We start from the raw sequence: 12,233 nt of genomic DNA, 5'->3' as shown, positions 1-12,233 counted from the left end.
AAGAGAGAATTTGAAAGCTATAAGAAAAGAAGATCTTAAAACATTAAGCCTTGTGAACAATAAAGGTAGCGAGCTCGAGGTTCTTAATTTCGGTGCTGCGGTGCTTAGCTTTAAGATAAAGGATAAAAGCGGGGAAATTATAAATGTGGTAGTAAGCCCAAGGGCTGAAGACTTTGTTACTTCCGCTTACAAAGAGCATAATAAATGTTTTGGTGCTTCAGTTGGCCGTTATGCCGGGAGAATTTCTAAAGGTCAATTCAAGCTTGATGAAACCACTTATAAATTATTTGAGCAGGATGATGTGCATCTACACGGGGGCAATTATGGATTTCAGTATAAAATATGGGAAATTGTAGAAGAGACATCCGCGCCTAATCCTTCGGTGAAATTGAGTTATTTCAGTAAAGACGGCGAAGAATCTTACCCGGGGAATTTAGAAGTTGAGGTTAAGTATATACTTACAGAGAATAATGAATTGCTAATAGAATATTCGGCAAAAACCGATAAAAAAACGGTTGTTAATCTAACCAATCATACATATTTTAATCTCAATGGAGGGGGCAGTATAAGCGATCATTTTTTAAAGATTTCAGCAGAAAAAATCCTGGAAGTGGATAAAAATTTATTACCTACCGGAAATCTAACCAAGCTGAAAAAAAATCCTAAAAATTTTAGCGAAAGTAAATTGATAGGAAATCGAAATCTTGACGATACTTTTGTTTTGAAATCTGAAAAAGATCAGGTTGCAGCCAGACTTTTTGCTCCCTTAACAGGAATAAAAATGGAGGTAAGAACCAATCAGAAGGCACTGGTAACCTATGCGCCTGAAAACCTTCCTGAAGATCTGAATTACCATACCGAAATTGCTGAACAATATCCTTCGCTATGCCTCGAGGCACAAAATTTCCCTGATGCTCCTAATTTTAGAAATTTTCCTAAAGCTGTTTTAAAACCGGGAGAGCAATATTATAACTCGATTTCCTATAAATTTTCAGTTAGTGGATATTAAGAAGTTTAAAGACTAAGAAGAGTATAACTTTCAATTAAAATTTTATATTTAACAAAATTTTAAATTAAGCTATGGTTGGAATTTTATCATTCATTGGTTTTACGCTATTGGTAGCTATTATCGCTTATCTGGCAACCCGAAAAACCGATGAAAATACGAGTGATGGATATTTTCTTGGAGGAAGAAGCCTTACCGCGGGCGTTATTGCTGGTTCGGTATTGCTTACTAATTTATCTACAGAGCAAATTGTAGGTTTAAACGGCCAGGCTTTTAGTGAAGGAATTTTAGTTATGGCCTGGGAAACCCTTGCAGCGATTGCCATAGTGTTAACCGCTTTGTTTTTATTACCACGCTATTTAAAAGGAGGTCTAACTACCGTACCGCAATTTCTGGAAAAGCGATTTGATAGAGGAACGAAAACCCTGGTTTCTGCGCTATTCCTATCGGGGTATATGATCATTTTCTTACCCATTGTACTTTATTCCGGTGCTTTAGCGATTAGCACGATGTTTGGAATTCCTGAAATGTTAGGGGTAAGTTCAAATGCCGCACTCTGGCTAACAGTTTGGGGCATTGGAATAATCGGCTCTATTTACGCCATTTTCGGAGGTTTAAAGGCTGTAGCCGTTTCAGATACTATTAATGCGGTAGGTTTACTTATAGGTGGTTTGCTAATCCCCATTTTTGGACTTATGGCCATTGGAGATGGCGGTATTATTAATGGCCTGGAAACTTTAGTGGATTCTAATCCTGAGAAATTTAACTCTATTGGTGGGCCTGATGCTTCGGTGCCATTTTCAACGATATTTACCGGGATGATGCTGGTGCAATTATTCTACTGGGGAACCAATCAGGCGATTATTCAGCGGGCTCTCGCGGCTAAAAACCTTAGAGAGGGTCAAAAAGGATTAATGCTGGCTGCATTCATTAAGATCCTTGGGCCAATCATCGTAGTTTTACCGGGTATTATTGCCTGGCATATGTTTCAGGGAGATTTAGAAAATGCCGATCAGGCTTACCCAGCATTGGTGAACGCGGTGCTTCCACCGGTGCTTACAGGTTTTTTCGCCGCCGTTCTTTTTGGTGCAATTTTGAGTTCCTTTAATTCCGCTTTAAACAGTTCAGTAACCCTTTTCGGAATAGATATTTACAAACAGTATTTCAATCAGGAAGCCAGTGAAGCTAAAGTGGTAAAACAGGGAAAACGCTTCGGGATATTCCTGGCCATTGGAGCTATGCTTATCGCGCCCTTTATTGCCAACGCACCACAAGGCCTTTTCGGTTATTTGCAGGAAGTAAATGGAAGTTACAGTATTCCTATCTTAACAATTGTAATTGTGGGTTATCTGACTAAACGAATTCCGGCAATTGCTGCCAAAGTCGCAATTTTTAGTGGGGTTGGTTTCTACTTAATCTATTTGGGTCTTAAGTATTTTGTAGTAGGAGAAGATTCCCTACCGCATTACCTCCATGTAATGGCTATTTTATTTGTGCTTAACGTGATCATTATGTTCGTTATCGGAAAATGGAAACCTAGAATTAAACCTTTTGTTTTAGATTATACAAGGCAGGTGGATATTCAGCCCTGGAAATTGGTAAAACCAGTTGGACTGGGAATTGTAGTTCTTGTCGTTTTTATATACGCATACTTTGCACAGTAAGTTTTTTGAATAATAATTTATTTACCAGGGGCTATTATAATAAAAAAGGCTGGACACAAATATTTTACTGTTTAGCCTTATGACTGGTAGACTTAGTCCCGGGTTTTTACTTTTGATTATATTTATACCGAAATTACCAAACCCTTATGCCTGCACCCATTTTAGATTATTATGCTCAAAACGATAAAATGTATGTCGCTACCGACTGTATAATTTTTGGTTTTGATAAAGGCAAACTCAAACTGCTTATATTTAAAAGAAGGGTAGAGCCACTTATAGATTCCTGGTCTTTAATAGGGAGTTTTGTGAAGCTTGATGAAGATGTAGATCAGGCAGCAAAGCGCGTCCTTAAAGAAATTACCGGTCTTGAAAACGTGTTTATGGAAGAGCTTAAAAGCTACGGAAAGTCTGAAAGGGATCCCGGTTATCGTTCAATTTCTATTGGGCAGTATGCGCTAATCAGGCTGGATGAATACGATAAAGAACTGGTGCAAAAACACGGAGCCCATTGGTATGAGATAGACGAAGTACCAGACCTGGTATTGGATCATGATCAGATGGTAAATGATGCCTTAGACCGCCTAAAACGCAAGGCACGATTTAAACCAATTGGTTTTGAATTACTGCCAGAAAAATTTACTATTCCCCAACTTCAACAACTTTATGAGGCTATTTACCAGAAAGAGCTCGATGCCAGAAATTTCAGGAAAAAAGTGCTTTCGCTCAATGTATTGATAAAACTGGATGAAAAAGACAAATCTACTTCCCGTAGAGGTGCTTTCCTCTATAAATTTGATTATACGAATTACAAAAAGTTATTGGAATCTGGCTATAACTTTGAAATAGCTTAGTAGTAATTTTTCTGAATCCTTTTCTTGTTAAGAAAAAACTAAAAAAATTCCCGGTAAAAAATTTGTTTTTTAAAAAATAATTGTAAATTTTACGTTTATAATTATTTTTGTTAAAACAGAGTTTATAATTATATTTTATTGCTGTTTGCGGGAAACTAAACAAACTTTTTCTTTAATCATTTTGATATTGCAAATTATATTTTGGAGGAAAAAGAACATTTGATTAGTAACTTTTTCGATTTTCGACTTTTTTGATCCCTCAATTTATTAGACCAACTAAAAACCAAAAATATGGAAAAGAAATTTTCAAGGCGTGATGCGCTAAAGAGTATAGCCATTGGCTCAGGAGTCTTAAGCCTGGGAGGGGTAGCATCTTCTTTTGCTGCTATGAATTATATTGATAATAACACTTTGCCAAATAGCAAAAAGAACAATATAAAACATTCGGTTTGTCGTTGGTGTTTTCAGGATATTCCTTTAGACGAGTTCGCGAAATCTTGTGCGAATATGGGAATTCAGGCAATAGATCTTTTAAAACCTTCAGAATGGGATACTGTTGAGAAATACGGATTGGTTTGCTCAATGGCTACTGATGAGTTTGCCGATATCGAAAACGGGTTTAATGAACCCAAAAACCATAAAAATCTTCAGGAGAAATATAAAGGCTTAATCGATAAAGCTTCAGAGCATGGGATTAAAAATGTGATTGTATTTTCCGGAAATCGGCGCGGGATGGATGAGCAAACCGGAATTAAAAATTGTTCCAAAGGTTTAAAGCCGCTCCTTAAATACGCAAAAAAGAAAAATGTCACCCTGGTTATGGAATTGCTCAACAGTAAAGTAAACCATCCAGATTATATGGCAGATCATACCGAGTGGGGTGTTGCCCTGGCTGAAGAAATGGGAGCCGGAAACTTTAAACTGCTCTACGATATTTACCATATGCAGGTGATGGAAGGAGATATTATCGCCACTATTAAAAAACACCACAAGTACATAAATCATTACCATACCGCGGGGGTGCCGGGAAGAAACGAAATAGACGATTCTCAGGAGCTTTTTTATCCTGCGATTATGCGAGCAATTGTAGAAACTGGTTTTGACGGTTTCGTTGCCCAGGAGTTTATTCCTACCAATCCTAATGGAATTGAATCTCTGAAAAAGGCCATTGAAATTTGTGATGTTTAAAATGAACTTATGAAGAAGAGAATTTTTTTAAGTTTTGTAATTAGTCTTTTAACTTTTATAGGGTTTGCCCAGGAAAAACAAGATGTTTACGTAGACGATGAAGGTTTGATGCGTTGGGGGCATAATGATGAAGAGGTCAAAGGCTTTGGGGTAAATTATTCGGTGCCTTTTGCACACGGCTATCGTAGCGGCCAGAAACTGGATGTAGATTTAAAAGATGCTATAGATAAGGATGTTTATCATTTTTCTCGATTGGGTTTTGACCTTTATAGAATTCACGTTTGGGACACAGAGATAAGCGATGAAGAAGGAAACCTTCTCGAAAATGAACATTTGGAATTGTTTGATTATTTGCTGAAAAAGCTCAAGGAACGCGATATAAATTTCGTGATAACCCCCATTGCTTACTGGGGGAATGGTTGGCCGGAGCCAGATGAGGATACCCCCGGATTCTCCAATAAATATGGAAAAGCCGGAAGTCTTACCGAACCCGGTGCGATAAAAGCACAGGAAAATTATTTGGCGCAATTTTTAAATCACGTGAATCCGCATACGGGTGTGGCTTATAAAGATGAACCAAACCTGATAGCTTTTGAAATTAGCAACGAGCCTCACCATAAAGGAGAGCCGGAGGAAGTGCAGGAGTTTATTGAAAAAATGGTGAGATCAATGAAAAGTACAGGTACTAAAAAACCTATTTTCTATAATGTAAGCCATAGCATTCACCTTGCCGAGACTTATTTTGATGCAGGAATAGACGGCGGAACATTCCAATGGTATCCAACCGGACTCGGATTTCAAAAAGAACTGGAGGGAAATTTATTGCCAAATGTGAACGATTATGAAATTCCTTTTGATGATGTGATTGAAGAAAATAATGCAGCAAAACTGGTTTACGAATTCGATGCGGCCGATGTGATGAAATCTTATATTTATCCCGCAATGGCTAGAAGCTTTAGGGAAGCTGGGATTCAGATTGGAACCCACTTTGCTTACGAGCCTATCTATTTGGCGCACGTAAATACCGAGTACAACACGCATTATATGAACCTTGCCTACACCCCGCAAAAAGCCCTGGCTTTAATGATTGCCGGTGAGGTTTTTCATCAGGTTCCTGTAAACAGCGATTTTGGGGTTTATCCCGAAAACCTGGAATTTCAGGATTTTACGATCGATTATGAAAAAGACCTGGCGGTATTAAATTCTGAAGAGAAATTTATTTATACGAACGCTAACGAAATTCAGCCAAAATCGTTAGACAAACTCAAACATATTGCCGGATTTGGCAATTCAGAAGTGGTAAACTATGAAGGAAAAGGCGCTTATTTTCTGGATAAATTAGGGGATGGTGTTTGGCGCTTAGAAGTAATGCCTGATGCTGTCTTGGTCGATAATCCCTTTGGAAGCAACAGTCTCAAGAAAATTGTAGGAGTGATCAATTGGGAGGAGTGGAAAATGGATTTAAACCTTCCCGGAATAGCTGATAATTTTAGCCTGGAAGCTTTAAATGAAGGCAATTCATTTAACCCCGAAACTGAAGGAAAATCCTTTGAAATTCGCCCCGGAACTTATCTTTTGAAAAATGATGGTGCTGCATTTGATGAAAATTCGAATTTGGATTTAAGCTTTGACTTAGCTGAATTTACTGCTCCTGAAACCACTGTAGAGAAAACCTATGTATTGCACGAACCAGTTAAAGAGGTTACCGAAAATTCATTAGCCGAAATTAAAGCGGAAATTGTTTCCAATAAAGAAATAGAAAAAGTAGAAGCCTGGTTGCAAAACGGGAATAATTATGAAGTTGTTGAGCTAAAAAATAGCAGTGCTTATAATTATTCAGCTCAAATTTCTGAAAAAATGCTGAAAAATGGCTTTTTGGAGTATAGAATCATTGTAACTACAGATAAAGAAAAAGAAACATTTCCCGGGGAAGTTTCCGGAAGCCCTGAAGATTGGGATTTTTATTCTGAAGAAAAGTATACGACTCGCGTGGTAGAAGAAGAGAAACCGCTTTATATTTTTAATGCTGCCGAAGATGAAGATTATATAGTAGGGGAGTGGAGTCCGCAAAATAAGCTGGTGCCAACCAATAAGCCCGGCGAGGCAGAATACCAGGTAAAAGTTAAAAAACTCTTTGAAGAAGATGTTGAAAACCCTGAAGCAACTCCTGTTTACGATTATTCATTTAGGTATAATTTCAGCAGAAAAATTGAAGGACGTCAAAAAGAATTGAATTCTAAAGATAAAATTGTAATCAAGGCCAGAGCGTTAACCGAAAGCACCGACAAACTTCAAATTGCCTTCGTAATGAAAAACGGTGCAGCTTTTGGAACTATGATCGATTTAGATTCAGAAACTGAAATTTACGAGATTGAACTTTCTTCATTAAAACCGGTTAAAACGGTGAGTCTTCCAAGACCTTATCCGTCATTTTTACCGTATTATTTCGAGCATTCCTACAAAGGGGATTTTAAGTTCGAAAATGCAGAAGCCCTGCAGTTTTCAATCGGCCCGGGAGTAGAAGATAGCGAACTGGAGAACCCACACGGAGTTGGGATTATTTCAGTGAGTTTGGAGTAGAAAAAATATAGATTAAAGTTTAAAACCCACAGGTTTTAAAAACCTGTGGGTTTTTTTGATAGATGGGATGCCGATCCGCTGAAGCTCTTTGAATTATCGTTTTCCATTTCCTATAAAATATTACGCTCCTACGGAGCTCCAAAGCAATTTAAAAATTAGTTTCTCCTGCAAGGTTTTTAAAACCTTGTAGGTTTCTCTGGAATATGTGAATCTCATTTAAAGAATAATGACAAAAAAAATATTCAGCCTCGTAGAGGCTACATATCTATAGCACATAGTTAATAATAAAAAGCCAGAGCTCCATCGGAGCGGCACTTTCATTAAAAACTCTACAAAAACAAAAAGGTCTTTCGGATATACCGAAAGACCTTTTTTATCTAATCTAACAAGAGCTATTCTATCCACATTTGGAAGAGCCGCAATCCTGACAGGTAAGGCAGCCTTCCTGATAGATAAGATTAGATGAGTTACAATTGCTACATTTTTGTTTTTTGGCAACGGTACCATCGGCGATAAAGCGTTTTAGCGCCCTGGCAACTCCGTTTTTCCAGGTGTTTATAGATTCGCTGTCTAATTGCAGACTGCTTATTAAATCTACTACCTTTTCAATAGGCATCCCGTGCCTAAGCGTGGTAGAAATCAGTTTGGCATAATTCCAGTATTCTGGGTTGAATTTATGCGATAAGCCTTCAATAGTGGTTTTGTAGCCTCGTTTATTCTCATATTGAAAATCGTAACGGGAAGTGCCATCTTCATTGCGGGCTTTTATAATTGTTCCTTCGGTAACCCAACGCGGAAGCAAAATTCCCTCTTCATCATCGGCAAAACCGGTAAAGATCTCATAAGGCCTGTCATCTATTAAACCTATAAAAGCGATCCATTTGTCCTTGTTATTTTGAAAACGCACCACATCTGCGGTTAAGCTTTGTGGTCGGGTTGTTGGGAATGGGGTATTGTTCTCTTCTTCGGTTTCTTCTTTCTTCTCTTCATTAGAAATTAAAACCCCGGAACGAGAACCATCACGATACACGGTAACTCCTTTACAACCGGCTTGCCAGGCTTCCAAATAAAGCTGGCCTACCAAATCTTCGGTAGCATCGTTAGGCAGGTTTATGGTCACACTAATAGAGTGATCTACCCATTTCTGTACTGCTCCCTGCATCCTTACCTTACTTAACCAGTCAACATCGTTGGAAGTGGCTTTGTAATAAGGAGAAGCTTTTACAAGCTTATCTAATTCGGCCTGCGTATAATCATCGGTTATCTCGTGGCCGTTAACCTTCATCCATTCTTTAAAGCGATGGTGGAAAACCACGTATTCTTCCCAGGAATCGCCAACTTCATCTACAAAGTCTACTCGGGAATCCTTATCGTTAGGATTTACTTTTCTTCTTCTCTTATAAACCGGCATAAACACCGGCTCTATTCCAGAACTGGTCTGCGTCATTAAACTGGTAGTTCCTGTTGGGGCAATGGTTAGCAAAGCGATATTACGGCGGCCGTATTCCAGCATATCGTAATACAATTTCTCATCTGCTTCTTTAAGTCGAAGGATAAACGGGTTTTCTTTTTCTCTTTCAGAATCAAAGATTCCGAAAGCGCCTCTTTCTTTGGCTGCATAAACCGAAGCCCTATAAGCTTCTAAAGCGATGGTCTTATGGATTTTTACTGAAAAGTCAACACCTTCATCGCTACCGTATTTAATACCTAAAGCAGCGAGCATATCACCTTCTGCAGTGATGCCAATTCCAGTTCTTCTTCCTTCTTTTGCTTTGGTTTGAATATTTTTCCAAAGGTTATATTCAACACCTTTAATTTCAGAACCTTCAGGATCTGCTTCAATTTTAGCCAGGATCGCATCAATTTTTTCTAATTCAAGATCGATAATATCGTCCATTATGCGCTGTGCAGCAGCGATATGTTTTTTGAAAAGTTCAAAATTGAAAGAAGCATTTTCAGTAAAAGGATCTTCAACATAAGAAAATAAGTTAATAGCCAGAAGTCTACAGGAATCGTAAGGGCAAAGCGGAATCTCACCACAAGGATTGGTAGAAACGGTTTTATAACCAAGATCTGCATAACAATCTGGTACCGACTCGTTTATCACCGTATCCCAGAAAAGAATTCCCGGTTCTGCAGATTTCCAGGCGTTGTGTACTATTTTTTTCCAAAGCTTATTAGCTTCAATTTCCTTGGAGTTCTTAGGGTTTTCGCTAAAAACCGGATATTTTTGAACGTAATTCCGATCTTCTTTCACCGCACGCATAAATTCGTCGTCTATCCTCACTGAAACATTAGCGCCGGTCACTTTTCCCTGCTCCATTTTAGCATCTATAAAATCTTCAGAATCTGGGTGATTTATAGAAACCGAAAGCATTAGCGCACCACGACGGCCATCCTGCGCAACTTCGCGAGTAGAGTTGGAGTAACGCTCCATAAAAGGAACAATTCCGGTAGAGGTAAGGGCAGAGTTTTTTACCGGCGAACCTTTTGGACGAATGTGTGAAAGATCGTGACCAACACCGCCACGGCGTTTCATTAACTGTACCTGTTCCTGGTCTATTTTCATAATCCCTCCATAGGAATCTGAATCGCCATCGTTACCAATAACAAAACAGTTAGAAAGGGAAGCAATTTGGTAGGGGTTACCAATACCGGCCATTGGGCTACCTTGAGGGACGATATATTTAAAGTCCTTAATAAGGTCAAAAACCTCATTTTCACTCATTGGGTTTGGGTAGCGTTGTTCTACACGGGCAATTTCTTTTGCAATTCTACGATGCATATCGTTTGGCGTAAGCTCATAAATATTCCCCTGGGAATCTTTAAGCGCATACTTGTTTACCCACACCCGTGCGGCTAAATCATCTCCTTTAAAATAGTCCAGCGAAGCTTTAAAAGCCTCATCCTGGCTATAAGTCTTAGGAGCGGCGGTAGTAGTGTTCACACCCATATTAATTTTAGATTTGGATTAGTTATTGTTTCAAGCGGAATGTAAATATAGACAAAGAAGAACAAGAATTTAAAATCCTGTTAAAAAAAGTTATCAAACAAAAATTGTTAATAATCTAGCAATCAATATTCTATAAATTTATTAACAATGAAAAGTTGACAAATTTGTAAAAAAAGATAATTAAAGTTTGTGCAGGAGTAAATAGCTGAAAGTGAAGAGAAGGAAGAAGTTTTTGTTGATTTGAGCGACGAATACCCGAATATTTTCAATTAAAACTGGCAAAAAATCGCAGTGCTTATTAAGTGTGAAGGGAGTATTTATTTGATACTAACAAATTTGTCTTGAGGAATAAAAGCTGGTTGGTAGAAAAAAAAGAGGCTGGTTGAATTAACAACCAGCCAGTCTTTGAATTAACACCTATGAAAATTCAAAATAAAACCTATTTCGTGATGGAATATATTGAATATCCATTCGCCGGAGCTTCAATTGTTACCATTCCGTTTTCATCGGAGGTAGGGGTGTATGTTGTGTTACCACTATAATCTAATAAGGTAACGTTATTCCAATTAGTTTGAACGTTTCTACGCTTGGTAGTGCTTCCGGTGCTAATATATAGAATTAATCCGGGGTTTTCAGCATTACCTTCTCTTTTCATAACATATTCGTCTCTGTCTACGTGAAGTACTTCTACATCTCCAAGCGCCAGACTGTTATGAATATCGATTAACTGCTTGATTTCTTCGTTAAAAGCTTCGTTTTCGTAGTCGGAATAGAAAATTGTTGGGTATCCGTCGTGTGTTAAAATATAGGCATAGGCCTTCATTTTATTTTCAGTAGCAATCCTGTTGTCCTCATTTTCGTCCTTTTCTGTGTCATGATTGGCAACAAATGTCACTGCTTTGTCAGGATAAACCTTCCGGAGCATGTTTCCGTCTAAATAATTTAAGTCCTCAAAACGATCAAAAGCTTCTTCCATTTTATAGAATGCGGCAAAATCGAAAGCTGAAACTCCTGTAGCGTCAACCCAATCTACCAGGACATCTGCATTGCCATCAAAATTTTCGCCAACGGCAAATCCGCCAACTTCATCCATCCAGGCTTCAATTACCCAGGTTCCAAAACCTTTTACATAATCAAAACGCCAACCGTCAAAGCCCATTTCGTTTTTATAATATTTTGCTACGGAATTATCTTTTTTCCAAAACCAATCCTGTACATAAGGAACATCGTGGTCTAAATCCTGTTCAGAAAAGAAAAGATCTCCTTCGTCACTTTGACTTATATCATTTGGATGAAAATGCTCGTAGTTTCTATTAAACATCCCTGAGGCATTCCCATTTTCCTCATTAAAAAGGGTGTAGGTTTCTTTATCCCGATAAGGATTATATTGTAATCCGCCACCTGAATTGTGGTTTAGAACGATATCTGCGATTACCTCAAGTCCTAAATCGTGAGATTTGGCAATAAGGTTTTCCAGTTCTTCACGTGTTCCAAAACGGGTTGGTACGGTCCCGTGCTGATCATATTCTCCAAAATCGAAATAATCTGAAGGGTCATAACCCATAGAATAACCTCCCGATTGTCCCTTTGTAGCTACCGGAAGCCATAACCTGTCTATCCCGGCATCTGCCCAGCCTTCAACTTTATCTGAAAGGTTGTTCCACCACTCAAATCGTGGTTCCACATCCCAGTAAAAAGTTTGCATCATTACTTTTTGACCGCTGGAATATTGAGATAGATCTAATGCTTCAGGTTCTCGTGGAGTTGGTTCTTCCTCTTCACCACCGGTAATATCGTCTGTAGGATCAACAACTTCATCGTCGTCTTTAGAGCATCCCGAAAACACTAACAGGAAGCTAAAGATAAATGGAAATAAAAATTTAGTTTTTTTCATATTATTAGAATTAAAAAGGGCTGTCTAAGAAGTCTAATTGCGTCAAGCTAAACTGGTTACAGCTTCTAATTTGTTTTGATTATCAAAAGCTTAGACT

7 protein-coding genes are annotated in these 12,233 nt (G+C 38.3%); 5 read left to right on the top strand and 2 right to left on the bottom strand.

Annotated elements, in window-relative coordinates:
- Positions 1-10: 10 nt before the first annotated feature.
- The 5 genes from LB467_RS10015 to LB467_RS09995 all read left to right on the top strand — a co-directional run bounded on the left by LB467_RS10015 (position 11) and on the right by LB467_RS09995 (position 7,289).
- Entirely contained in the window at positions 11-1,009 is a 999-nt protein-coding gene (locus LB467_RS10015; RefSeq protein WP_224473898.1) for an aldose epimerase family protein, read from the top strand.
- 71 nt (positions 1,010-1,080) lie between these two features.
- A complete protein-coding gene (locus LB467_RS10010; protein ID WP_224473897.1) occupies positions 1,081-2,670 on the top strand; it encodes a solute:sodium symporter family transporter in 1,590 nt (529 codons plus the stop codon).
- A gap of 146 nt (positions 2,671-2,816) precedes the next feature.
- Positions 2,817-3,521 (top strand): NUDIX hydrolase, encoded by a 705-nt coding sequence (locus tag LB467_RS10005; protein WP_224473896.1) that lies wholly within the window; start codon positions 2,817-2,819, stop codon positions 3,519-3,521.
- Between the two features lie 291 nt (positions 3,522-3,812).
- Positions 3,813-4,709 (top strand): hydroxypyruvate isomerase family protein, encoded by an 897-nt coding sequence (locus LB467_RS10000; protein ID WP_224473895.1) that lies wholly within the window; start codon positions 3,813-3,815, stop codon positions 4,707-4,709.
- 9 nt (positions 4,710-4,718) lie between these two features.
- Complete coding sequence (locus LB467_RS09995; protein WP_224473894.1) at positions 4,719-7,289, top strand: glycoside hydrolase 5 family protein; 2,571 nt, start codon at positions 4,719-4,721, stop codon at positions 7,287-7,289.
- Between the two features lie 397 nt (positions 7,290-7,686).
- On the opposite strand, the gene LB467_RS09990 is transcribed toward LB467_RS09995, so the two are convergent.
- Both LB467_RS09990 and LB467_RS09985 read right to left on the bottom strand, forming a co-directional pair.
- Positions 7,687-10,242, bottom strand: coding sequence for an adenosylcobalamin-dependent ribonucleoside-diphosphate reductase (locus tag LB467_RS09990; protein ID WP_224473893.1), 2,556 nt, complete (start codon positions 10,240-10,242; stop codon positions 7,687-7,689).
- Positions 10,243-10,681: 439 nt separating this feature from the next.
- Entirely contained in the window at positions 10,682-12,136 is a 1,455-nt protein-coding gene (locus LB467_RS09985) for an alpha-amylase (RefSeq protein WP_224473892.1), read from the bottom strand.
- Positions 12,137-12,233: the final 97 nt, after the last annotated feature.

Source organism: Salegentibacter tibetensis, from assembly GCF_020164485.1.
GTDB classification, from domain to species: Bacteria; Bacteroidota; Bacteroidia; order Flavobacteriales; family Flavobacteriaceae; genus Salegentibacter; species Salegentibacter tibetensis.
This window is presented reverse-complemented; position numbering and strand designations above follow the sequence as displayed.

Coding starts and splice junctions, on each gene's coding strand:
- LB467_RS10010 (WP_224473897.1), top strand. CDS start 1,081: ATGGTTGGAATTTTATCATTCATTGGTTTTACGCTATTGGTAGCTATT.
- LB467_RS10005 (WP_224473896.1), top strand. CDS start 2,817: ATGCCTGCACCCATTTTAGATTATTATGCTCAAAACGATAAAATGTAT.
- LB467_RS10000 (WP_224473895.1), top strand. CDS start 3,813: ATGGAAAAGAAATTTTCAAGGCGTGATGCGCTAAAGAGTATAGCCATT.
- LB467_RS09995 (WP_224473894.1), top strand. CDS start 4,719: ATGAAGAAGAGAATTTTTTTAAGTTTTGTAATTAGTCTTTTAACTTTT.
- LB467_RS09990 (WP_224473893.1), bottom strand. CDS start 10,242: ATGGGTGTGAACACTACTACCGCCGCTCCTAAGACTTATAGCCAGGAT.
- LB467_RS09985 (WP_224473892.1), bottom strand. CDS start 12,136: ATGAAAAAAACTAAATTTTTATTTCCATTTATCTTTAGCTTCCTGTTA.